Source organism: Pseudomonas sp. 3B-A001-10F, assembly GCF_056313565.1.
In genome coordinates, this window is record NZ_JBQYFW010000021.1 from 22,115 (window position 1) to 46,177 (window position 24,063).

Sequence of the window (24,063 nt, forward strand, 5' to 3'; positions counted from 1 at the left end):
GGCGTTACAAAGGCATTAACCAGTGCCGCTCAATGGTCCATCCCAGAAAAACCCTCGCGCCCTCTTCTTTCTGGCGACTCAACGTCAGCCGATGCCCGGCAGCGGCAACACGCAAGCCAATCATGGCAGGCAGAAACCTTTCGCGGAATTCGCTGGATTGCGCTGCAAAATGCGACTCGACGCTGTTGAGTGCAGCACGCAAGAGCTCGCCATCCAGCATCGACAAGTAAAACATCATCTGACGCCAGGCATACGCCGTGTTTTTCAACATCACCAGACGCGCATGGTAATGCGTGATGTGCATTTGTTGCCGCTTGCAAATCCACTCGAAGCACGCCAGCGCCAGCGCGCTCAAACGATGATGCAGCAGTGTTTTCAGGTTCAATTCGCCGAACAGGAGCGCGAGGTTTTGCGTCGTCAGAATCTGCTGCTGCTCGAGTATCGTGCCGTTGACCGCTGGCCGCCACGTGTCAAAGGTGGCGTTTGCACGCTGCGCGCACAGCGTCGCCAATGCATCACGGCTGTTGCTTCTGCGCCGCGATCGGCGCTGATCGGGAAGGCCTGCCAGGCCATCCGTATCAATGTCGTAATAACGAGCGTAAAGCGTTCCGGCTACAAATCTGGCCGTTTGCCTGGCCGCTCTCGTGAACTTGTTGGAGAACGCGCCCATAAAAATGTCAGCCGCCACCTCATCGACGAAAGGAAGATCCAGCTTCGCCGTTTCAGCCAGTGAAACAAACTCCTGCAGTAGCTTGTTCGGAAGAATGGCCTGCGGAAACGCCGACAGGGTCATTGCAGAGGCCTCGACCAACGCCTGCCTGGCACCCGTGGCGGAGATAGCACTCGCCTCACGCTCACCCTCTAAAGCCGCGACCCATGGTAGCTCGGCAATTTTGACCTGACTTTGCAGGTTGAGCAGCAGCAACGAGCGCCGACGACGGAAAGCACGATACGTCGCCCCCGCCAACGACTGCAGCATCCCGTCCCGGTATACGCTGCTACAGATTTGCGCTGTCATTGCAGGCAGAACCTGCGCCACGGTATCGGCGGATGAGATCAAGCCATGATCAATCAACTCGGCGATGGTTCCCTTGCGGCAACGCTCAAGGCGTCGGCGAACAGCAGGCGGAATTATCACCCCAAGGGGCAGCCGGTGACGATTCGCCTCCTCATCGGTGATCGGTTCAAGCAACGGCGAAAAGTCACTGATGCCGTCCGAACCCGGGTAATTTGTCAGACGTGCCGAGACAGCCCGGGCGATCAAATGATGCCCGGGGGCCGCCACATGTTGGCGCTGCTCTGCTCGTTTAAGGGAATGTGCGGCGGACTCGGGATGCCCGTGTTTGGCCACAAAGTCATCAACAATGCGCCGGATGCGACCGACCTGGCGGCCCGTCAATGATGCTTGATCACGCAAACACTGACCGAGCAACGCAAACAGTTCCGCGGCCCGGGTCTTGAAGGGACCGTTGCTGCGGTGTTCAGCACTACAGGTCCGATCGATCTGCGCGCCGAGTGCCGTTGCGCGTTCGAACCAGCCTTCAGGAAAATGTCTGCAAGGCCAGCCATCCTGACAGGTCAAAAGAAACAGTGAGACTGCAGCGTCGTAGAGAGGCAGACGATTTTCAACTACATGCTTCTGGACGGCCAGACGCGGTTGAGCCAGTTGCCGGTTCAGCCGCTGCCTGACACTGGCACTATCAAAAACATGCACCTCAGCCGTGGAAATCGGCGGCTCGTCAACGGCAGTCGGGAAGAAACGCAGGCGATCAAAGAAAGGCGCGATCTGCTCGATCAGCGTTCGCGCCTCGTCAGCACGCTGATGCCGAAAAAGCCATGACACTGTCAGCAGTGCGGCTTCCTCCGGAACGTCAATCTGATAGGTTCCGTTCGCCAAACGCTCTTGCAGCGTTGCGACGCCCACATCCGATAGATGCCAGATGTTGAGATCGAACCGTTCATGACTGGGACGGATGCCGGGGATCGACGCGGCCAAGTGGCGCTCATATGAAGTCAAAGCGCCACCGGCCAGAAGTTGCCCGGTGGCAAATCCACCCGTCGCCACGTCCAGCGTGACCCACTGCGGCAAATCGGCGAAAGGCACACGTGAACCGTATTGTGCGCTGCCCTGCATCAGGTGTTCGACCACCCGCTGCCAGCGCTCGACCCGGTTGCGTGCCCGTGGGTCAGCGTCACGCTGTGTAGCGGTCAATGCTCGTGAGAGCTGGAACACCGCATAACCTGCATTCACGCCATCGTGCTCGCCGAACTCACCGTCGTCCCTGGACATACTTCCTTGTGACCCTGCAATGTAATGGGTCCGGGGGCTGGATTCGAACCAGCGCCCACCCGGTTAAGAGCCGAGTGTTCCACCGCTGAACTACCCCGGAACAGAGCGCGCATTGTCGACCAGCCATGAATGAATGTGAAGCCCGGTGTCTGTTGCGAGACAATTCGCGCGCACGAGCTGAAACGAGCACGCCGTTACTATCTTCGGGGAGCGGTCCTGTCACTCTTGACCTCGTATCGAGGCGCGTCCGTCATGGCAGTCTTTTTCTGTTTAATGGCGTCCGTCGTCGAAGTTCAGCCCGATAGGAATAGGCAATGCTCGAAGATAAACCGGCATAGGTGCCCCGTTTGCTGATCGCTACCATGGACTCAGACCTGACCCAATGGGAGCTCGACATGACTCACGCTAAAACCCTGTTCATCACCGGCGTCAGCAGCGGTTTCGGCCATGCGCTGGCCAAAGAAGCTATTGCCAACGGCCACCGTGTCATCGGCACTGTGCGCAATGAAACCGATCTGGAAAACTTCCAGGCACTGTCCCCGGATAACGCTTACGGGGTGGTGCTGGACGTCACTGATTTCGAGCGGATCGACAGCGTCGTTGCGCAAGTCGAAGCCACTCACGGTCCCGTCGACGTTTTGGTCAACAACGCCGGATATGGCCACGAAGGCATTTGCGAAGAATCACCGCTGCAAGACATGCGTCGTCAATTCGACGTCAACGTGTTCGGCGCGGTGGCGGTGATCAAAGCGTTTCTGCCCTTCTTTCGCCAGCGTCGTGCGGGGCACATCCTCAATATCACCTCCATGGGTGGCACCATTACCATGCCGGGCATCGCTTACTACTGCGGTAGCAAATTTGCGCTCGAAGGGATCTCCGATACCCTGAGCAAGGAGCTGCAGCCGTTCAACATCTTCGTCACTGCCGTCGCACCGGGTTCGTTCCGCACGGATTGGGCGGGCCGTTCGATGCAACGCACCGCGCGCAGCATTGCCGACTATGACGCCAGTTTCGATCCGATCCGCAAAGCCCGCGAAGAGAAAAGCGGCAAGCAACTCGGCGACCCGCAAAAGGCTGCCCAAGCGATGCTGCAGATCATCGCCAGCCCGACACCACCGGCCCACTTGCTATTGGGCAGTGACGCCTTGCGTCTGGTCCGTGACAAACTGAAAAATGCTGCCAGCGAGATTGACCAATGGGAAGCGCTGAGCCGGTCCACCGATCATTGAGAGAGGATGTGATGACGCAGGTCGATGCAGGCACCGCGCGCATGGTGCAGCTCATGAAAGCCCTCGCACCGATCGAGGGCTACAACCTCAGCGCCCTCGAAGGCGTGCGCTTCCTGCGTTCGAATCGCCCCCTGACGCGCACCCCGGTGCTGTATGACCCCGGCATCGTGATTCTCTGCCAGGGCCGCAAACGCGGCTATCTGGGAGAGGACACCTACGTCTATGACGCCCAGCACTATCTGGTGGTCTCGGTGCCGATCCCTTTCACCATGGAGACCGATGCCACTGAGACCGAGCCGATGCTCGCGATCTACATGCACCTCGATTTCCAGTTGGCCAGCGATTTGATGCTGCAAGTGGATGACGTGCATGGCCCAAGCGATGCCCCGCCCAAAGGTATGTATGCCTCGCCGATGGACGCTTCACTGCGGGCAACCACCCTGCGTTTTCTGGAAGCGATGAGCGTTGCCGGCGAAGCGCAAATCCTCGGGCCGGCACTGTTGCGGGAAATCTATTACCGCATCCTGACCGGCGAGCAAGGTGGCTCCATGCGCGCCGCGCTCAACCGGCAGGGACATTTCGGCAAAGTGACCCGTGCGATCCGCAAGATCCATAGTTGTTATCAGCAGCGACTCGACGTCGAGCAACTGGCCCATGAAGCGAGCATGAGCGTGCCGAACTTCCACCTGCACTTTCGCAGCGTGACCGACACCTCACCCATGCAGTATTTGAAGTCGACGCGCTTGCATCAGGCGCGCCTGTTGATGTTGCGCCAGGCCATGAGTGCCTCGGCAGCCGCCTTCAATGTTGGCTATGAAAGTGCTTCGCAATTCAGTCGCGAGTTCAAACGCTTCTTCGGCAGGACGCCACAGGCAGAGATCGAGTGGATGAAGGCAACGTATGCACTGCCATTGCCAACCACACCGTCGGAGTATGTTTCGTCGCATTGACGGTCACGCCACAAACGAAAAGCCTGCTTTTCAGGGCAGGCTTTTTTCGTTGTGTGTAGCGGTGAGCGCTGAAGGTGCACTAGTCGTAAAACGCCTCAACCAACACCCGACTGCCGACAAAAAAACTGTCCGCCACCAAGCGCAACGGCTGCACATCCAGGTCACTGGCCTTGTCGCCAATCAACTGCTGAAAATGCCGATACACCGCTGCGTACTCACCCTCCTCCGACACCGCTTGGCGCACACCGTCAATGCTCAACAGCGCGCCGCCGTTATCCAGGCGCAACACGCCTTCAGCGCAACGCACCTCGATGCTCCACAGCTCATCATGGCCATGGTCAAAATCAAACTCTGCGCGCACATCGAGGCAGCGCGGGTCGGACATTTTGATCGACGCGGCAATTGGCGACTGGCAGTTGCTCGGTACGCGCAGTTCAGCCGATTCGACAAACAACGGCAGCGCCAGCAAATGAGTGACGATCGACAAGGCATTGATGCCCGGATCGAATACGCCGAGGCCGCCGGGTTGCCAGATCCAGGCCTGACCGGGGTGCCATTTGCGCACGTCTTCTTTCCAGTCGATCTGCACGCTTTGCAGGGTGCGCGAGGCGAGCCAGTCGCGGGCGGCATCGATGCCGGGCGCGTAGCGTGAGTGCCAGGCAAACAAGGCGCTGACGCCCTGCCCGGCAGCCTGATCGACCAGCGCCAGCGCCTCGCCCAAGGTGGCGCACGGCGGTTTTTCCACCAGCACGTGTTTGCCGGCGGCCAGTGCTTGCTGCACCAGCGCAAAACGACCTTGCGGCGGCGTGCAGAAGGCAATCGCATCCACCGGCGGACCGTTTTCCAGCAACTCGCTCAAGGACTGGAAGTTCTCCACGCCCGCGCAGGGTTTGCCTTGAGTGGCGACGGAGACCAAGTGGAAAGCGGGATTGGCGTTGATCGCCGGGACGTGTTGATCCTGGGCGATCTTGCCGTAGCCCACCAGACCGAGACGGATTGGTTGCATCAATGACTCCTGTTTTGATTTTGTTGTCGTCAGTGAACCGGGAGATTACCTGCAAACGCCACGAGCGTCTGTCCGCGCAATGTCACAACGACGCACAGGATCAGGCAAGGATTGCACAGGAATGCACTACTGCCCGCAGCGCTGAAAAAGCAACAATGCCTTACGACAAACCGATTGAGGATGTTCCCATGCTTGTTCAAGCCTATGGTGCCCACGCTGGCGACAAACCCCTTGAGCCGATGCAGATCAACCGCCGCGCGCCGGCCGCCCATGATGTGCAGATCGACATCGCGTTCTGTGGCATCTGCCATTCCGACCTGCACCAGGTACGGGCGGAATGGGCCGGTACGCAGTTCCCATGCGTACCGGGGCACGAAATTGTCGGTCGTGTTTCGGCTGTCGGTGCGCACGTCGCGGATTTCAAGGTCGGTGATCTGGTCGGCGTCGGTTGCATCGTCGACAGCTGCAAACATTGCGATGACTGCGAAAGCGGGCTGGAAAACTACTGCGACGGCATGATCGGCACCTACAACTTCCCGACCCCGGATGCACCGGGCTGGACGCTGGGCGGCTACTCGCAAAACATCGTCGTGCATGAACGCTACGTGCTGCGCATCCGTCATCCCGAAGCGCAACTGGCCGCCGTCGCACCGCTGTTGTGTGCCGGCATCACCACCTACTCGCCGTTGCGCCACTGGAACGCTGGCCCCGGCAAAAAAGTCGGTGTGGTCGGCATCGGCGGCCTCGGCCACATGGGCATCAAACTGGCCCACGCCCTGGGCGCCCACGTTGTGGCGTTCACCACCTCCGAATCCAAACGCGAAGCGGCCAAAGCGCTGGGTGCCGATGAAGTGGTGGTGTCGCGCAATGCCGAAGAAATGGCCGCCCACGCCAAGAGTTTCGACTTGATCCTCAACACCGTCGCGGCGCCGCACGATCTCGATGCATTCCTCGTCCTGCTCAAGCGAGATGGTGCCTTGACGCTGGTGGGTGCGCCGGCCACCTCGCACCCTTCGCCGAACGTGTTCAATCTGATCATGAAGCGCCGCACGATTGCCGGCTCGATGATCGGCGGCATCCCGGAAACCCAGGAGATGCTGGATTTCTGCGCCGAGCACGGCATCGTTTCCGACATCGAACTGATCCGCGCCGACCAGATCAACGACGCCTACGAGCGCATGCTCAAGGGTGACGTGAAGTATCGTTTCGTGATCGATAACGCCACGTTGGCCGGCTAAGCCTCAGCGCCCATTGGCCATTAAGTGCGGCCAATGGGCCATTGAATTCCGTCGCCGGGATTTGACAGGCCCGACGTTGCTCGCCAGAGTCGCACCCCTTTGCCTGTCATCAAGGGGTTGCCGTTGAACGAACAGACATTGTCCATGCGCCTTGAACGCGTGGCCGCCCACGTGCCGGCCGGTGCGCGACTGGCCGATATCGGCTCGGATCACGGCTATCTGCCGGTGGCGCTGATGCGTCGTGGCTCGATCACTGCGGCAGTGGCTGGCGAGGTTGCGGCGACGCCGTTCCACGCGGCCGAACGCACCGTGCGCGAGAACGATCTGCAACAGCACATCAGCGTGCGCCGGGCGGATGGTCTGGCGGCGATCAAACCCGACGACGGCATCACCGCCGTTAGCGTCTGCGGCATGGGCGGTGAAACCATCCGCGACATCCTCAACAGCGGCAAGGCTCACCTCAGCGGCCAGGAACGTCTGATCCTGCAACCCAACGGCGGTGAACAACCCTTGCGCCAGTGGCTGATGGAAAACGGCTACCGCATCCTCAGTGAAGAAGTGCTGCGGGAAAACCGCTTCGACTACGAAATCATCGTTGCCGAACGCGCCGAACCGGTGAGCTATTCCGACCAGGAACTGTACTTCGGCCCCTTGCACCTGCAGACCCGCAGCCCCGCATTCCTGACCAAGTGGCAGCACAAACTCCGCCACAAGCAAAAGACCCTGAGCCATCTCGCTCGCGTGCAGCACAATCTGCCTGAGCAAAAGCTGCAGGACATCACCCGACAAGCGCGCTGGATTAAGGAACTGCTGGCCTGAGCGCCAGCGTTTCGCGCCAGGATCACCTGAGTCCTCACGCCCGCATTTGATACACCGCATCACAAATGATGTACCTAAAGCCCCATTTATCAATTCCCGCCTGCCTCTTAAAGTCCTCTCCAACAGCCGCCCATCACTCCGACGGGCCAGCGACTGGAGATACCCCAAATGCCTTTCATCAGCGTACGTATCACCCGTGACGGCGTGACCCGGGAGCAGAAAGCCCAGGTCATCAAGGAAATCACCGAAACGATGCAGCGGGTGCTGCACAAGGATCCGAAACTCACCCACATCGTGATCGAAGAAGTCGACACCGATAACTGGGGTTATGCCGGCATCACCACCACCGAATATCGCCAACAGTTGGCGGACTCGCAGTCATGAGCCGGGCCGTGAAAATCGATTTCGTCTCGGATGTCGTTTGCCCCTGGTGTGCGTTGGGCGCCACCGCTCTGGAGCAAGCGATCCGCAACCTGGCAGGCGAAGTCGACGTGGATTTGACCTACAAACCGTTCGAACTGAATCCGGACATGTCCGCCGAAGGTGAACACGCCATCGAGCACATGATGCGCAAATACGGACGCAGCGCCGAGCAAGTGGCGGACCGCAACGCGATGATCGTCGAGCGCGGCGAGCAGATCGGTTTTCACTTCGACCTGGAAAAACGCAGCCATTTCCACAACACCTTCGACGCCCATCGACTGCTGTTCTGGGCCGCCTCACAAGGACGTCAGCGTGAGTTGAAGCAGGCCTTGCTCAAGGCCTACTTCACTGACGGCAAGAACCCGAATGACCACGCCACGCTGGTGACACTGGCAGAAGCAGTCGGACTCGATGGCCAGCGTGCGCAAGCGCTTCTGGCCACCGCTGAGTTCAGCCAGGCAGTGCGCGAACTCGAACGGTTTTATCAGCAACGCGGCATCGATTCGGTTCCGGCCATGGTGATCGATGACAAACAGGTCATCCCCGGTTCCCAGTCCGTCGCTTATTACGAGCAAGCGCTACGTCAGGCAGCACAGGTTGCGGCTCACGCCTGACCTTCGAAATCCGTTTATTCAAACCATCCAGATTGCATGAGGAAACATCATGAGCACGTCCAAGAAAGTTGTAGTGATTACCGGCGCCTCGCAAGGCATTGGCGCAGGCCTGGTCAAGGGATTCCGTGAGCGCGGCTATCAGGTTGTCGCGACCTCGCGCTCGATCAAGCCTTCCTCTGACCCGGACATTCTCGCCGTCGCCGGTGACATCGCCGACCCGCAGACCGCCGAGCGCGTGATCCGCGAAGCCGTTGCACGTTTCGGACGTATCGACACGTTGGTCAACAACGCCGGGATCTTCGTCGCCAAACCCTTCACTGAATACAGCCAGGAAGACTACGCACAAGTGGTGGCGACCAACATGAGCGGCTTCTTCCATATCTCGCAACTGGCGATTGCCGAAATGGAGAAAAACGCCAGCGGCCATATTGTCAGCGTCACCACTAGCCTGGTCGACCACGCGATTGACGGCGTACCGTCGGTGCTCGCTTCGCTGACCAAGGGTGGCATCAACGCGGCGACCAAGTCTCTGGCCATCGAGTACGCCAAGCGTGGTATTCGGGTCAACGCGGTATCGCCCGGCATCATCAAAACGCCGATGCACGGCGAAGAAACTCACGCCGCCCTCGGCAGCCTGCACCCGGTTGGGCATATGGGCGAGATCGATGACATCGTGCAGGCGATCCTGTACCTGGACGGCGCGAACTTCGTCACTGGCGAAATCCTCCATGTTGACGGTGGTCAAAGCGCTGGCCATTGATACCTCCCTGCTGCATCGTCGGTGTGTACCGGCGGTGCCGCTTCATGAGATAAGCCTGAAGATGAACCGTCAGTTGATCCTCAGGCTTATCTCATGAAGCGCCACTTTGAAGACTTGCAGTTAGGCAGCATCGAACTCTTTTGCCTCGCCGCTGAAGCCGGCAGTTTCACCGCCGCCGCCCAGCTTGCAGGCGTTACGCCGGCCGCTGTGAGCCGGTCGATTCTGCGTCTGGAAAAACGCTTGGGTTCACGCTTGTTTGCCCGCACTACCCGCAGCATTCGCTTGACCGAGGCCGGTAGAAACTTTTTCCTGCAGTGCAGCCAGGCCCTGACTCAACTGGTCGAAGCGCAACAAGAAGTCATGGGCGCACAGACCTCACCGTCCGGTCAGTTGCGCATCAGCCTTCCCACCACTTACGGGCATCACCGCATCCTGCCGCTGCTGCCGAAATTCCGTGCGCTCTATCCCGACGTCACCGTCGACATCCACTTGGGCAACCGCAATATCGACTTCGTCGGCGAAGGCTACGATCTGGCGATACGTGTTCGTGCCCAACCGGACTCGACCATGGTCGCGCGCCTGCTGGAGGATGCAAAACTGGTGGTGGTCGCGTCTCCCGACTATCTGAAAAAGGCTGGCACACCGCAGACGCTGGAAGACCTGGTGCAACATGAATGCATTCAGTTCGAACTGCCGAGCAGCGGACGGCGGATCTCCTGGCTGTTCGAGGAAAACGGCCACGACCGTGAAGTGTATTCCGACGGCGGCTACTCCTGTTCCGATGATGTGCTCGGTGGCGTGACCTTGGCCAAGCATGGCGCCGGGGTCTTTCAGACCTACAAATTCATTGTCGAAAAAGAACTGGCCGACGGCAGCCTCGTCGAGGTTCTGCAACCTTACGCCGGGCGCTCGCGACCTTACACTTTGCTCTACCCGCACGGCCGGTATGTGCCGCAACGGGTCAGGGCGTTTGTCGATTTTCTGCTGCAGTTTCGTGATGAGTGGGCGCAGGCGTAACGCGGTACAAGGGTTAAATCGGTTGAAAGGCGTTCGCCATCAACCGGAAAAGGAGTTGTTCGCGCTGACAGCCGGGCGCTGCTGGAAAATTTACAGGGCCGGCGCCATGCTATGCTTCGGAAGAGAAAACGAGGGGTTCATATGACGGGTTCAGCCACTGGCGGCGTTGCGAGCGAAGTCCGCAAACTCGCCCAAAAGCATAAGGTTACCGCTGAGCGTGACAGCATGAGCTGCATGGCCGCGACCATTACTCGCCTGGCAGGTGATGCTGTCGAGCTGGATGGCATTGAGCAATTGCTCGTCAATCTCAAGCGTAAAGGCGTTCTGAACAAAGCAGAAATCATGGCCCTGCAAGGGCGCTATCTCCAGGAGAAAAGGCGCGGCAAGAGGCAACTTAGCGCATGACTTTCGACCCCTTCGGCGATTTCGAGACTGAAGGTTATCTTCAAAACTCGCTCAAACTGAAAGACCCTCTTGAAGTCAAAGAATCCGAGCACCTTTCCTTCGAAGCCAGTATCGAAGATGCCCTTGCTTATCTCGCCAAGAAAAAACCCATCGACTACAAAGCTGTCCTCAAGACCCACGAAATCCTGTTCTCCGGTTTTTATCCGTGGGCGGGAAAAGACAGAAATGCACTGGTCCCCCACCTCGCAGTATTCAAAGGGTCGAAAGATGATCCGCATCACACCATATTCGAACGTCCTGACCTGATCAAAAGATCCGTCGAATACGCCTTTGAACTCGCAGCAAATAAAAAACGCTTTCGTCAGCACCCCGGCGAAGTAATGGGCCAGTTGGCGTCCGCCCACCCTTTTCTGGATGGCAATGGCCGCACAATCCTGCTCATCTACATGGAGTTGTGCTATCGGACCCGGTTCGCTATCGACTGGTCGAGAACCAATAAAGACGACTACTTGCGAGCACTCGCCGACGAGATTCGAGACCCTTTCAAAGGCCATTTGGATGGTTATCTGACCCCCTTCGTCATCGATATCTCCAGCCGCGATGAATGGCCAGCAATGATTGGCGGGATAAAGGGTCTGGACGGACTCGACAAGGAAGGGATTACGTATGAAAGCCTGGATGATCCGGAGGTCCAGCGACTTTATAAAACGTATCGAGCAACTTCTCTTGAATGATCCGCGCTCTCCGTGGTGTCGCGGTTGAATTCCGGGGTTTGACTTAACAATGACAAAAGCCTGCTTTTCAGGGCAGGCTTTCGTCCGGATCGCGCAGGCTTACTTCTGCTGAGCGGTGAGCGCCGAGTAGCTGTTCATCAGGTTGCGGTAGTTGGGAATCCGCTGCGACAGCAGATTACCCAAGCCTTCAATATCGTTGCGCCAGTCGCGGTGCAGCTCACAGGCTACCGAGAACCAGTTCATCATCTGTGCGCCGGCCTGGGTCATGCGGCTCCATGCGGCTTGCTGCACAGTGGTGTTGAAGGTGCCGGAAGCATCAGTTACCACAAACACGTCGAACCCTTCCGCCAGCGCCGACAAGGTCGGGAACGCTACGCAGACATCCGTTACCACACCGGCAATGATGATCTGCTTGCGGCCGGTGGCTTTGATCGCCTTGACGAAGTCTTCGTTGTCCCAGGCGTTGATCTGACCTGGACGAGCGATGTACGGCGCGTCCGGGAACATCTCTTTCAACTCCGGTACCAGCGGGCCGTTCGGGCCTTGTTCGAAACTGGTGGTGAGGATAGTCGGCAGTTCGAAGAACTTGGCCAGATCCGCCAGGGCCAGCACGTTGTTCTTGAATTCGTTTGGCGAGAAGTCCTGCACCAGCGAAATCAGGCCGGTCTGGTGGTCGACCAGCAGCACGATAGCGTCGTCTTTGTTCAGGCGGTTGTAGGTTGGAGTGGTCATGGTGTGCGTCCCTTTTCAGTGTTGGAAGTTGTTGTTGCGTTCAAGTTGGGTACAGATTACTGACGCACAGGGACGGGATAAATCGGCTGAAACGCGTTTATCCGTCAACTCAAAAAGGACAATCTCTAGCGACCACAATCGCGCCACTTCGCCCACCGAGCGCGTGCTGTTGAGCAGGAAATTGCGCGCCGCGTGCATCCTGATTTCGAGCACTCGCTCACTAACGGGCATGTGCCGAAGCAGCTGCCCTCACCCTAGCCCTCTCCCTCAGGAGAGGGGACCGATTGGGGGATATTGGCGATGAGCGCCGACGTGCAATAGCGCCGGTGAATCCAATACCGCCAAGCATTGCCGATGCCCGCGTATCGACGCGACCTTTCAGGTCAATGCATAACGCAAGACACCTCGGTCGGCTCCCTCTCCCCCCTAGGAGAGGGGACCGATTGGGGGAGATTGGCGATGAGCGCCGACGTGCAATAGCGCCGGTGAGTTCGATACCACCAAGCATTGCCGATGCCCGCGTAATCGACGCGACCTTTCAGGTCGATGCATAACGCAAGACACCTCGGTCGGCTCCCTCTCCCCGAGGAGAGGGGACCGATTGGGGGAGATTGGCGATGAGCGCCGACGTGCAATAGCACCGGTGAGTTCGATACCGCCAAGCATTACCGATGCCCGCGTAATCGACGCGACCTTTCAGGTCGATGCATAACGCAAGACACCTCGATCGGCTCCCTCTCCCTCCGGGAGAGGGCTGGGGTGAGGGGCTGTGGTTGCAGCGTCGAGCTCGGCTTACAAGGTGTAGGAAATCCCCACCTGCACGGTTCTTGGTGCACCTGGATAGGCGTAGACGTTACCGAACGCGCCCTCTTCATAATCGCGGTCAAACAGGTTTTTCAGGTCAAGGTTGAGCCGCACTTTCTCGTTGACCTTGTAGAAGCCGAGCAGGTCGACAACGGTGTAACTGTCCATCGAGAACGCGGTATTGGCGGTTTGCCCGGCACGCTGGTCGACGTACTTGAGTCCGGTGCCCAGGCCCAGACCTTTTAGTGCACCGTCCTGAAACTCGTAGACGTTGAGCAGGCTGAAGCTGTTCTGCGGAATGTTCATCAGGCGCGTGCCAGAGCGGATCACATTGTCCTTGGTCACCTCGGCATCGACGTAGGCGTAGCCGCCGATCACCCGCCATTCGGGTGTCAGGTTGCCGGCGACGTTCAGGTCAAAACCACGGCTGCGCACTTCCCCGGCGGCGACGCTGAAGGTCGAGTCCACCGGGTCGGTGGTCAGCACATTGCGTTTTTCGATCTGGTAGATCGCCGCATCCACGCTCAACTGATGGTCCAGCGCTTCCCACTTGATGCCCATTTCGTAGGACTTGCCCTTCTCCGGTGCGAAGCCTCCGCCCGTACGACTCGCGCCGGTATTGGGCTTGAACGAGCGCGCGGTGTCGGCATAGATCGCCAGGGTCTCGGTCAGGTCGTAGGTCACGCCGAGGCGTGGAGTCACCGCGTTGTCACTGGCCTGCCAGTTTTTGCCGCCCGGCACATAGGTTTCATAGTCGTGCTCGAAACGCTCGAAACGTGCGCCGGCCAAGACCTTCAGACGCTCGGTCAACGCGACCTGATCCTGCACAAACGCGGCGTAAGTCTTGAGATTTTCCTTGTCATGGGTCGGCGTGCGCGTCAGTGCCGGACGCGACTGGCCGTAGACCGGATCGAAGATGTCGATCGGGTAGGCGCCGACCGCGCCGCTGGAGCGCTGAATGATCGACTTGTAGTCATAATCTTCATACTCAATGCCGGTCAACAAGGTGTGCTGCAGGCCACCGGTGCTGAAATGCCCGGTCAGATTGAGCTGCGTGTCCTTGTCGGTCCACTCCAGTTTGCGGTAGTTGAAGTTGCGCCCCAGGGTTCGACCGTCATCGGCAATGCCGTTGGCCTCGATCGCATTGCCCTGCAGCGAGCCGTCGAGCCACTGGAACCCACCGCCCAGCGTCCAGTCATCATTGAGCAGATGTTCGAAGCGCAGTTGCGCCATGTTGTTGTCGTTGTGCAATTTGCCGGCGTCTTTCTCGCTGAAGAATGTATCGCGCGAAGCGCTGCCGATCTGCTTGGGGTAACGCGTCACGCCGCGATCCAGCGGATGATTGTTGCGCATGAAATCACCCTCGAAGATCACCCGGGTGGCATCGCTGGCCTGCCAGGTCAGCACTGGCGTGATGCCGTAGCGCTCAGTCTCGACGTGATCGCGGAAGGTATCGCCGCCCTCACCTACCACGTTCAGTCGATAGGCCAGACGCCCGTCTTCATCCAGCGGGCCGGAGGCGTCCAGGGTGCCGCGCTTCATGCCTTGATCATTCAACTGACTGCCCAACGTGACCGTGCGCTCGGCCAACGGTTGTTTGGACACGACATTGAAGGTGCCGCCGGGATCGCCACGGCCGTAGAGCATGGTTGCCGGCCCGCGCAGCACTTCCAGACGCTCGATGGTGTTGGCGTCGGGCATGTTCGGGTAGCCACGATTGATCGGGAAACCGTTGCGATAGAACTCGCCCGTGGTGAAGCCACGCACAGTGAACGTCGTCAGCCCCTGCCCGCCGAAATTGTTCGCCCGGCCCACACCGCCGGCATAGTCCAGCGCATCTTGCAGACGCGTGGCGCCGAGGTCTTCGACAGCATCCTTGGTGACCACGCTGATCGATTGCGGGGTTTCATGAATCGAGGTGTCGGTACGGGTAGCACTGGCGGAACGTGTGGCGCGGTAACCCTGCACCGGGCCGTCGGCCCGTTCGTAATCCGCTGTACCGACCACGTCGGTCGCCTCCAGCTCTAGCGCTGCGGGTGTTGATTCGGCCTGTTCGGCCCATGAGGAAGGGGACAACGCCTGCAGCACGCAAATTGAAAGCAGAGTACGACGCATGAAATGAAAACCTTACGAATAGGCCAGAACGAAGGGTAAAACCGCCAGCAAAACGCGGCGATGGTATACCAAGCGTTCCGTTATTGAAACTTATTCCCATTCGTATATTTAACCGATCGAGTGCCGACAGGTAGGTCACCCATTGCGTCGCACAAAAACCTTGGTCAAACGTGCAATAGTTGTTTCGTCATCGCCATCGAGGTCTCCAGCGACTGCCCGGTACGCTGCAACTTGTTCAGCAAACTCGCGCCCAACCACAGCTGATACAAGGTTTCCGCCAGATGCCGGGCATCGCCTTTGGGCAGGCTGTCTTCGGCCTGACCCTGTTCGATGCATAGCGCAATGCGCGCCACCACTTGCTCGGCGCCATCGCGCAAGGTGAGGCGCATCGACTCCGACAGGTCGGCGACTTCGGCACTGAGCTTTACCACCAGACATTCATCGCCGTGGCCTTCGAGGGTGCAGCGGTTCTGCCAGCCCTGCCAGTAATCCATCAGCCGCTCGTACGCGCTCAGGCCTGGCAGCGTCAGGCGCCGTTCCATGTCAGCGAGGTAATCGACGAAGTAATCCGCCAGCAATGCCTGGCCGTACAGTTCTTTGGATTTGAAGTAGTGATAGAACGAACCCTTGGGCACACCGGCGGTTTGCAGGATCTCGTTGAGGCCGACACTGGTGAAGCCCTTTTCGGCCATCATCCGGTGGCCGGTGTCGAGCAAGTGTTGGCGGGTGTCGTCGTAGGTCGGTTTCATGGGGCTCGAATTACCAGGCAATAGACCAGTCGTATTTTCGGAGGAACGGAAGTTTGCCATACCTGTCGATGAAAAACCTTCGGATAAAAAATTACTAGACGACTGGTCTAATTGGAATCTATGCTGCGCCCCGACAAACGTTTTCTGACCGGTGTGGCCGATGCGCGAATGTTTCGCCCAATCGAAGACGCCCAACCTACGCAAGGTGCTCTATGAAAATCTTGATGGTTCTGACTTCCCACGATCAACTCGGCGACACCGGCAAGAAAACCGGCTTCTGGCTGGAAGAGTTCGCCGCGCCCTACTACGCCTTCAAGGACGCCGGCGCCGACGTCACGCTCGTCTCGCCGGCCGGTGGCCAGCCGCCGCTGGACCCGAAAAGCGATGAGCCCGACGCGCAGACTGCCGAGACTGATCGCTTCCGCAAAGACTCCGCCGCGCAGCAGGCACTGGCTAATACCGGCCGTTTGGCCGATGTCAGTGCTGAGGATTTCGATGCCGTGTTTTACCCGGGCGGCCATGGCCCGTTGTGGGATCTGGCCGAAGACAAGCAGTCGATCGCGTTGATCGAAGCGTTTGACCGCGCCAACAAACCCCACGGTTTTGTCTGCCATGCACCGGGCGTATTGCGTCATGTCCTTACCGCTGACGGCAAACCGCTGGTGCAGCATCGCCAGGTCACTGGTTTCACCAACGCCGAAGAAGAGGCAGTCGGCCTGACGGACGTGGTGCCGTTCCTGATCGAAGACGAGTTCCAGCGTCTCGGCGGTTATTACTCGAAAGTCGCTGACTGGCAGGTTCATGTGGTCGCCGACGGGCAACTGGTCACTGGCCAGAATCCGGCCAGTTCCGCCGCCGTCGCCGAAAAACTGCTGAAGATGCTCGGCTAAACCCTCTTACAACCCTTCCAAACGCCGGGTGCGTCTTGCCCGGCGTTATTTTTTCGCCCAGCCAATAGACGACTGGTCTAATAAGCCACAAACAAGGTCATCCATGAACCACAGCAGTTTCTTCACCCCCGCCAAACTGGGTCATCACACCCTGAAAAACCGTATCGTCCTGCCGCCCCTCACCCGTCAGCGCAGCACGCAACCGGGCAATATCGCCAACGAGCTGATGGCCGAGTATTACCAACAGCGCGCCGGCGCCGGTCTGCTGGTCACCGAAGGCACACAAATCGAACCTCGTGGCCAGGGTTATGCGTGGACGCCGGGCATTCATACGCCTGAGCAAATCGCCGGTTGGCGCAAAGTCACCGACGCCGTGCACGCCGTGGACGGGGTGATTTTCGCCCAGTTGTGGCACGTTGGCCGTGTCTCGCACACCGCGTTGCAGCCCAACGGCGCAGCTCCGGTTTCAGCTTCCGCCGTGGCCACCGACCGCGTCAGCGTGTTTATCGAAACCGCGCCCGGCTTCGGTGAACTGGTTCCACCGTCAGCACCTCGCGCACTGAGCACTGATGAAGTTCAGGAACTGGTGCAGCTGTATATCCAGGCTGCGCGCAACGCGATGGATGCCGGTTTCGACGGCATCGAACTGCATTGCGCCAACGGCTATCTGGTCAACCAGTTCATCTCGGCCCACAGCAACCTGCGCACCGATCAGTACGGCGGCTCGCTGGACAATCGCCTGCGTTTTCTGCGCGAAGTGGTGGCCGGTGTTGCCGAATGCATCGGCAAGGAAAAAGTCGGCGTGCGCTTCGCCCCGCTGTTCACCACCACTGATGAAGCGCGGACCTATTTGGGCATGGTCGAGGAAGACCCGCACACGACTTACATCGAAGCGATCAAAGTGCTGCAGGACGTGGGCATCGCCTATCTGTCGATCGCCGAAGCCGATTGGGACAACGCCCCGGCGATGCCATTGACGTTTCGTCAGGCAGTACGCGCAACCTTCAGCGGCGCGATCATTTACGCCGGGCGCTACACCGCCGAATCCGGGGCGCAACTGCTCGACTCCGGGCTGGCGGATCTGGTCGCTTTCGGCCGCCCATTCATGGCCAACCCCGACCTGCCGGCGCGCATTGCCAATGACTGGCCGTTGAACGCGCTGAACCCGGCGACGGTGTATGGCGGCACCGCCGAGGGCTATGTGGATTACCCCGTTTATCCCGGCTAACCCTTTCCACGCGGCGTCAAGCGCTCCCGCAACAGCGGGAACGTTGATCCGAGTCGCAGTGCAAGCCCTTGTGAGAGCTAGCCTGCTCGCGAAAGCGGCATTTCAGTCAGCCAAAATATTGAATGTGACGCCGCCTTCGCGAGCAGGCTCGCTCCCACAGGGGAGATCTGAATATCACGCAATTCATCGCACAAAAACCTATACACAAACTACAATCTGTACAACTATCTGGATTTAGCACTTAAACGTCCACGCGGCAGCCTGCTGCTCATTACGCTGAATTCGTGAAATGAACAAAACCCGTCGGTTGTGCCTGGTGCTGGGTGACCAGTTATCGTTTGATCTGGCGTCATTGGCCGGACTGGATAGCGAACACGACCGTGTGCTGATGGTCGAGGTCATGGAAGAAGCCACCCATGTCGCCCATCACCCGCAGAAGATCGCGCTGATTTTCAGTGCCATGCGTCACTTTGCTCAGGCGCTGGAGAACCAGGGCATCCACGTGCATTACGTGGCCCTCGACGACCCGCAGAACAGCGGCTCGGTGCCCGGCGAGCTGAAGCGCTGGCAGGCTTTGTTGCAGGCCAACGAGTTGCACGTGACGGAGTGCGGAGACTGGCGCCTGGAGCAATCGCTCAAAGCATGTGGTGTGCCGATCCACTGGCACGCGGACGGCCGCTTCCTGTGCAGCCGCGATGAGTTTCGCGCTTGGGCCGCAGGCAAAAAACAGTTGCGCATGGAATTCTTCTACCGCGAGATGCGCCGCAAAAGTCGCCTGTTGCTCAACGGTGACGGCACGCCGGTCGGCGGCGCGTGGAACTTTGACGCCGAGAATCGCAAAGCTTTGCCGAAAACCGTCAAGGCACCCTACCCGGCCGGTTTTGCCAACGATGCAATCACCGTCGAAGTCCTCGCCTTGGTAAAACACCGTTTCGCCAGTCATTACGGCAGTCTGGAGGACTTCAACTATCCGGTGACGCACGCCGATGCCCAGGCGCTCTGGGCGTACTTTCTCGACTACGCCCTGGCCGGCTTCGGCGACTATCAGGACGCCATGGCCAGTGACGAGCCGTTTCTGTTCCATGCGCGCATCAGCGCGGCGCTGAACATTGGCTTGCTCGACCTGCGCCAGCTCTGCGCTGATGTGGAGTCGGCCTATTGGTCCGGCAGCATCGCGCTGAATGCTGCCGAAGGTTTCATCCGCCAACTGATCGGCTGGCGCGAATATGTCCGAGGCGTTTACTGGCTGCACATGCCCGAGTACGCCGAAGGCAATGCATTTGCCAACCAGCGGCCATTGCCGGAGTTCTACTGGACCGCTGCAACCAAAATGAATTGCATGCGCCAGGCCATCGGCCAAAGCCTCAAACACGCCTACGCCCATCACATCCAGCGCCTGATGGTCACCGGTAATTTCGCCCTGCTCGCCGGCATCGCGCCGAAGCAGATCTGTGAATGGTATCTGGCGATTTACATGGATGCGTTCGATTGGGTCGAACTGCCCAACACCCTCGGCATGGTCATGCACGCCGATGGCGGTTACCTCGGTTCCAAGCCTTATTGTGCCAGCGGCCAGTACATCAACCGGATGTCCGACTACTGTCGCGACTGTGCTTACTCGGTGCGCGAAACCACGGCCGACAACGCCTGCCCGTTCAACGCCCTGTACTGGCATTTCCTGATGCGCCACGCCGACCTTCTACGGGGCAATCAGCGCATGGCCATGATGTACAAAAACCTCGACCGCATGCCGCCAGCCAAACAACAGGCACTGTGGCAACGTGGCCAACAGTTGCTCGACACGCTGGATAACGGTGACTCGTTATGAAAACGCACGCGCCCGTGCCCCGCGTGCAACTTAAACAGGGCGCCCCGGGTCAATGGCTCACAAAGCTTACGAAGCAACCTGGCTGTTCGCTTGAAACACGCCGATTGAACGCAGACCAATAATCAAGGCATGAGGGGTGGATATCCTGAAACAGCTTACTCGCGAGGAGCTTGAGTCCGAGGTCACGCGCCTGCGCCTGGCCGTCAAAGCGACCTGCGACGCCGTCTGGGACTGGAATCTGACAACCCATCAGATTGTCTGGAACGACGCGTTGGAACAGGCGTACGGCTATGCCCCCAGCGCCATCGAACCGACGTGTGACTGGCGCTTTGCGCAGATCCACCAGCAGGATCGCGCGCGGGTCGAGACTTCGATTCGGGCGGCGATGGCGGGCACAGGCACCACCTGGAGTGCCGAGTACCGCTTCCGCTGTCAGGACGGATCCTACGCCGAGGTGCTCGACCGCGGGCATCTGATCCGCAATGCCGACGGCAAAGCCGAACGCATGATCGGGGCCATGCTCGACCTGACCCGTTCACGCAGTGCCGAAACCGCACTGCGCAAAAGTGAAGAGCGCTTCAGCACCATTCTGGAAACCATCGAAGCCGCGTTCGCCATCGTCAAAGTCAAATTCGACGCCGACGACTACCCCATCGATTACTGCTTCGTTGAAGCCAACCCGGCGTTCGAGCGTCAGGCCGGGGTCAACCTGCGGGGCAAGTGGGTCACCGAGTTTGCGCCCAACCTGGAGAAATTCTGGTTCGAGACCTACGGCCACGTCGCCAAGACTGGCGAGCCGGCAAACTTCGAGAACTACGCCAACACCTTCGAACGCTGGTTCGACGTGCGCGCCGTCCGTGTCGGTGACCCGGCCGATCGGCAGATTGCGATCTTCTTCAGCGACGTCACCGAGCGCCGCGACGCGCAGGAACGCTTGCGCGTCAGCGAGGCGATCGCTCGGGAAAACGTCGAACGGGTCCAACTGGCCTTGGCCGCGGGCGCCATTATCGGCACTTGGCACTGGCACTTGCCCACCGATCGTTTCTACGTCGACGAAGCTTTCGCCCGGGTCTTCAACCTTGACCCGGCACTGGGCCGCGACGGTCTGAGCCTGGAGCAAGTGGTAGTCACCGTGCACCCCGATGACCGCGAGGGGCTGACAATGGCAATCAATGACGCCCTTGCCCGCGGTGGCGCCTATTCGCATCAGTACCGAGTGCGCGGTGCGGATGGCAAATACACCTGGATCGAAGCCAACGGACGCGTCGAATGCGCCGAGGACGGCACGCCTTTACGCTTTCCCGGCGTGCTGATCGATGTCGAAGACCGGCGCAATGTCGAAGACGAACGTGACCGGGTCACCGCCGCTTTAAAAGCGCTCAACGACACACTGGAACAACGGGTCTCGGCGCGCACCGCAGAACTGATGCAGGCCGAAGAGAAGTTGCGCCAATCGCAGAAAATGGAAGCCGTCGGGCAACTCACCGGCGGTCTGGCCCATGACTTCAACAACCTGCTGGCGGGGATCTGTGCCTCTCTGGAGCTGATGGAAAAACGCATCGCCCAAGGTCGTCTGAAGGACATCGACAAATACATGCTGATCGCCCAGGACGCCGCCAAACGCGCGACCGCCCTGACCCATCGCCTGCTGGCGTTCTCCCGCCGGCAGACCCTCGATCCTCGGCCGACTGAAGTCAACGCGCTGATTGCCGGCATGACCGAACTGATCCAGCGCACCGTCGGCCCGAGCATTCGCCTGAAAACGGTCGTTGCCGCCGATCTGTGGCCGGCGCTGGTCGATGCCAGCCAACTGGAAAACGCTTTGCTCAACCTGTGCATCAACGCCCGTGATGCGATGCCCGATGGCGGCAGCATTACCGTTGAAACTGCCAATCGAACCCTTGATGCTGAATCGGCGCGCATCAGGGAGATGCCCGAAGGGCAATACCTGTGCCTGTCGGTTGCAGACACCGGTACCGGTATGAGTGCGGAGGTCATGGCCAAGGCCTTCGACCCGTTTTTCACCACCAAACCACTGGGCCAGGGCACCGGGCTGGGGCTGTCGATGATCTACGGTTTCACCAAGCAATCCGGCGGCCAGGTGCGGGTGCAGTCGACCGTGGGGCAAGGCACCATCATCTGCATTTACCTGCCGCGCTACCGCGGCGAAACGCAGCGCAATCACGATGACACGCAAAACTCGGCAACCCTGCCGGCAAAGGCCGGTGAGACCATCCTGATTGTCGACGACGAACCCACCGTTCGAACGCTGCTCAGAGACGTGCTGAACGAACTCGGCTACAACCTGCTCGAAGCGGCCGACAGCGTTGAGGGACTGGAAGTATTGCGTTCCAGCGCGCACATCGATTTGCTCATCACCGATGTCGGCTTGCCGGGTGGCATGAACGGCCGGCAGATGGCCGATGCGGGCCGGGAAATCAGGCCGCGGCTGAAGACTTTGTTCATCACCGGGTACGCGGAAAACTCAGTGATCGGCAACGGTCAGCTCGGCCCGGGCATGCAGGTACTGACCAAACCGTTTGCCGTCGACACGCTGGTGTCACGGGTCGGTGGCCTGCTGTCCATCGACGTTGAGTGAGGGTTGCGCAGCGGATGTCATGAACCTGTTGCGCCCTGCCGTTTTCGCTTGATACAGCGCTTGGTCGGCGCACTCGATCAGAGCGCTCACCGGCTCCAGGTGCGCACCGCGCGCAGCGGCGATGCCGATGCTCAGGCTCACACGAGCCACCGGACTGGTGGGGTGGGCAATGTTGGCTTGCTGCAGGCGCTCGATAATCAGCTGCGCCACCACCGCAGCGCCGCCCATATCGGTGTCGGGCATGATCACGGCGAACTCTTCGCCGCCGTAGCGCGCCACCAGGTCCGACGGTCGCCGCACACACTCATCCAGCACGCTACCGACGGTTTGCAGACATGCGTCGCCGGCAACATGCCCGAAGGCATCATTGAAGCGCTTGAAATAGTCGATATCGATCATCAGCAAGGCCAGTGACGAACCGTCGCGCTTTGCCCGACGCGCCTCTGTGGCCAGGGTCTGGTCGAAGCAGCGCCGATTCGCCAGCCCGGTCAGCGCATCCTTCATGGCCAACAGTTCCAGTTGTCGATTGGAGCCGAGCAACTGCTGCTGAGCGATGCGCAGTTCGCCTTCAACCTGGGTCCGGCGCCGAATATCGAGGATCAAGAACCAGCCGATCAGACCGGTGAGCCCCAACAGCCCCGCCACCACCACCGCCGACAACAGTGCCTCGGTTCGCCACGCCTTGAGCGCTTCACGCTTGCCGATGGCGACCGTAGTGATCAGTGGCAACTTCTCACTTTTGCGGAAGGCGTAGAGGCGTTCGACGCCATCCAGGCTGGAGGTATAAGACGCGGTGCCGACCGATTGATCGACCAGGTACTTGGCGTAGATCGGCGACTTGGAAAAGTTGCGGCCCATGTCCTGCTCGCGGAAGGGATAGCGCACCAGCAACGTACCGTCGGTATAGGACAAGCCGATGGCACCGTCCTGGCCGATGTCGAGTTTGCCGAACAGGCGCAGAAAGTTTTCCACGCCCAGGGTCACGGCCACGACCCCGGCGAACTCGCCGCGATCATCATTGAAACGGCGGCTGACGGTGATCACCCACTCCTGATTGGAACGGCTGCGGATCGGTGGCCCGATAAAGGGTTCGCGGCTCGGATCGGCGCGATGATGAATGAAATAGGCTCGATCAATACTGCTGGCACCGACCGGAATCGGCCGGTTCGACGACATCAGCCAATGACCATCTCGGTCATAGATGGTGATACCGCTCATTTGTGGCATCAACGGTTGCTGGCGGTTGATCAGCGCACTCAGGCGCTGGATCTGCGTGGGGCCACTGCCCTCGGTTTCCAGGCGTTCGACCAGCCCGAGCAACAGCAGCGAACTTTGCCGGACAATGCCTTCGGAATAGGTTTCGAGTGCTTGGGTCAGGTTCAACCCGTGCACGTTGACTTCCTCCAGCGCGCGATCGCGCGAAGACAGCACTTTCCAGATGGTCAGCGACGCCAGGGAGCAGCCGATGACCAGCAGCAAGAGGATGACGAGGTGGGTATCACGCTTCACGAAAGTACCTAATGGAAAGTCCGGTTTCCGGTTCCGGCCGTTACTGATTCAAGGCAATAACAGCGGTCGTATGTCCTCGACCGGCGCAAGGATACAAGTAGCGCGTCGAACGTGCAGCAACCGT

At 59.5% G+C, this 24,063-nt stretch carries 20 protein-coding genes, 1 tRNA gene and 1 pseudogene; 14 read left to right on the forward strand and 8 right to left on the reverse strand.

The genetic code is table 11. The features are described from left to right. Positions 1-4 precede the first annotated feature (4 nt). Together AC0ZWN_RS19010 and AC0ZWN_RS19015 are read right to left on the reverse strand one after the other, a co-directional pair. Entirely contained in the window at positions 5-2,290 is a 2,286-nt protein-coding gene (locus tag AC0ZWN_RS19010; protein ID WP_476336099.1) for a hypothetical protein, read from the reverse strand. Positions 2,291-2,315: 25 nt separating this feature from the next. Then, positions 2,316-2,390, reverse strand: a tRNA-Lys gene (locus tag AC0ZWN_RS19015). 295 nt (positions 2,391-2,685) lie between these two features. Here AC0ZWN_RS19015 and AC0ZWN_RS19020 point away from each other — a divergent pair. Further along, complete coding sequence (locus tag AC0ZWN_RS19020; protein ID WP_476336100.1) at positions 2,686-3,519, forward strand: oxidoreductase; 834 nt, start codon at positions 2,686-2,688, stop codon at positions 3,517-3,519. Between the two features lie 11 nt (positions 3,520-3,530). Continuing rightward, the gene (locus tag AC0ZWN_RS19025) at positions 3,531-4,469 is read left to right on the forward strand and encodes an AraC family transcriptional regulator (RefSeq protein WP_093430792.1); all 939 of its coding nucleotides are present in this window, start codon (positions 3,531-3,533) and stop codon (positions 4,467-4,469) included. 79 nt (positions 4,470-4,548) lie between these two features. Here the strand turns inward: AC0ZWN_RS19025 and AC0ZWN_RS19030 are convergent, their stop codons facing one another. Next, entirely contained in the window at positions 4,549-5,475 is a 927-nt protein-coding gene (locus tag AC0ZWN_RS19030; protein WP_476336101.1) for a Gfo/Idh/MocA family protein, read from the reverse strand. Between the two features lie 188 nt (positions 5,476-5,663). Between AC0ZWN_RS19030 and AC0ZWN_RS19035 the strand changes: the two genes are divergently transcribed. The 8 genes from AC0ZWN_RS19035 (at position 5,664) to AC0ZWN_RS19070 (ending at position 11,485) form a co-directional block, all read left to right on the forward strand. Continuing rightward, the gene (locus AC0ZWN_RS19035) at positions 5,664-6,713 is read left to right on the forward strand and encodes an NAD(P)-dependent alcohol dehydrogenase (RefSeq protein ID WP_093431666.1); all 1,050 of its coding nucleotides are present in this window, start codon (positions 5,664-5,666) and stop codon (positions 6,711-6,713) included. A gap of 123 nt (positions 6,714-6,836) precedes the next feature. Next, the gene (locus tag AC0ZWN_RS19040; RefSeq protein WP_476336103.1) at positions 6,837-7,532 is read left to right on the forward strand and encodes a tRNA (adenine(22)-N(1))-methyltransferase; all 696 of its coding nucleotides are present in this window, start codon (positions 6,837-6,839) and stop codon (positions 7,530-7,532) included. A gap of 168 nt (positions 7,533-7,700) precedes the next feature. After that, the gene (locus tag AC0ZWN_RS19045; RefSeq protein ID WP_016987787.1) at positions 7,701-7,916 is read left to right on the forward strand and encodes a tautomerase family protein; all 216 of its coding nucleotides are present in this window, start codon (positions 7,701-7,703) and stop codon (positions 7,914-7,916) included. Continuing rightward, complete coding sequence (locus tag AC0ZWN_RS19050) at positions 7,913-8,569, forward strand: DsbA family oxidoreductase (protein ID WP_476336104.1); 657 nt, start codon at positions 7,913-7,915, stop codon at positions 8,567-8,569. The genes AC0ZWN_RS19045 and AC0ZWN_RS19050 overlap by 4 nt, the downstream gene beginning before the upstream one ends. A gap of 49 nt (positions 8,570-8,618) precedes the next feature. Further along, positions 8,619-9,329 carry an SDR family NAD(P)-dependent oxidoreductase gene (locus tag AC0ZWN_RS19055; RefSeq protein WP_320336628.1) on the forward strand — a complete coding sequence of 237 codons (711 nt, stop codon included), beginning with the start codon at positions 8,619-8,621 and terminating at the stop codon, positions 9,327-9,329. Between the two features lie 93 nt (positions 9,330-9,422). Beyond that, positions 9,423-10,346, forward strand: coding sequence for a LysR family transcriptional regulator (locus AC0ZWN_RS19060; protein ID WP_476336106.1), 924 nt, complete (start codon positions 9,423-9,425; stop codon positions 10,344-10,346). A gap of 141 nt (positions 10,347-10,487) precedes the next feature. Continuing rightward, entirely contained in the window at positions 10,488-10,751 is a 264-nt protein-coding gene (locus AC0ZWN_RS19065) for a hypothetical protein (RefSeq protein ID WP_476336107.1), read from the forward strand. Then, positions 10,748-11,485 carry a Fic family protein gene (locus AC0ZWN_RS19070; protein ID WP_476336109.1) on the forward strand — a complete coding sequence of 246 codons (738 nt, stop codon included), beginning with the start codon at positions 10,748-10,750 and terminating at the stop codon, positions 11,483-11,485. Before AC0ZWN_RS19065 ends, AC0ZWN_RS19070 begins: the two co-directional genes overlap by 4 nt. A 99-nt stretch (positions 11,486-11,584) precedes the next feature. On the opposite strand, the gene ycaC is transcribed toward AC0ZWN_RS19070, so the two are convergent. The 4 genes and pseudogenes from ycaC to AC0ZWN_RS19090 form a co-directional block, all read right to left on the reverse strand. Beyond that, positions 11,585-12,217 (reverse strand): isochorismate family cysteine hydrolase YcaC, encoded by a 633-nt coding sequence (gene ycaC / locus AC0ZWN_RS19075; protein WP_007916011.1) that lies wholly within the window; start codon positions 12,215-12,217, stop codon positions 11,585-11,587. Between the two features lie 135 nt (positions 12,218-12,352). After that, positions 12,353-12,439 (reverse strand): annotated as a pseudogene (locus AC0ZWN_RS19080) (AraC family transcriptional regulator); the annotation flags it as partial. A gap of 570 nt (positions 12,440-13,009) precedes the next feature. Further along, positions 13,010-15,136, reverse strand: a complete 2,127-nt coding sequence (locus tag AC0ZWN_RS19085; RefSeq protein ID WP_476336111.1) for a TonB-dependent siderophore receptor — start codon at positions 15,134-15,136, stop codon at positions 13,010-13,012. Between the two features lie 164 nt (positions 15,137-15,300). Continuing rightward, a complete protein-coding gene (locus tag AC0ZWN_RS19090; protein WP_093430772.1) occupies positions 15,301-15,885 on the reverse strand; it encodes a TetR/AcrR family transcriptional regulator in 585 nt (194 codons plus the stop codon). 212 nt (positions 15,886-16,097) lie between these two features. On the opposite strand from AC0ZWN_RS19090, the gene AC0ZWN_RS19095 reads away from it, so the two are divergent. The 4 genes from AC0ZWN_RS19095 to AC0ZWN_RS19110 all read left to right on the forward strand — a co-directional run bounded on the left by AC0ZWN_RS19095 (position 16,098) and on the right by AC0ZWN_RS19110 (position 22,430). Continuing rightward, positions 16,098-16,775 carry a type 1 glutamine amidotransferase domain-containing protein gene (locus AC0ZWN_RS19095; protein ID WP_476336112.1) on the forward strand — a complete coding sequence of 226 codons (678 nt, stop codon included), beginning with the start codon at positions 16,098-16,100 and terminating at the stop codon, positions 16,773-16,775. Positions 16,776-16,878: 103 nt separating this feature from the next. Next, positions 16,879-18,003: an alkene reductase gene (locus AC0ZWN_RS19100; RefSeq protein WP_476336114.1), complete on the forward strand. Its 1,125-nt coding sequence runs from the start codon at positions 16,879-16,881 to the stop codon at positions 18,001-18,003. Between the two features lie 289 nt (positions 18,004-18,292). After that, the gene (locus tag AC0ZWN_RS19105; protein ID WP_476336116.1) at positions 18,293-19,831 is read left to right on the forward strand and encodes a cryptochrome/photolyase family protein; all 1,539 of its coding nucleotides are present in this window, start codon (positions 18,293-18,295) and stop codon (positions 19,829-19,831) included. 136 nt (positions 19,832-19,967) lie between these two features. After that, positions 19,968-22,430, forward strand: coding sequence for a PAS domain-containing protein (locus AC0ZWN_RS19110; protein WP_476336118.1), 2,463 nt, complete (start codon positions 19,968-19,970; stop codon positions 22,428-22,430). Here AC0ZWN_RS19110 and AC0ZWN_RS19115 read toward each other — a convergent pair. After that, a complete protein-coding gene (locus AC0ZWN_RS19115; RefSeq protein WP_476336119.1) occupies positions 22,392-23,939 on the reverse strand; it encodes a sensor domain-containing diguanylate cyclase in 1,548 nt (515 codons plus the stop codon). The two genes, AC0ZWN_RS19110 and AC0ZWN_RS19115, sit on opposite strands and share 39 nt — an antisense overlap. Between the last annotated feature and the right edge of the window lie 124 nt (positions 23,940-24,063).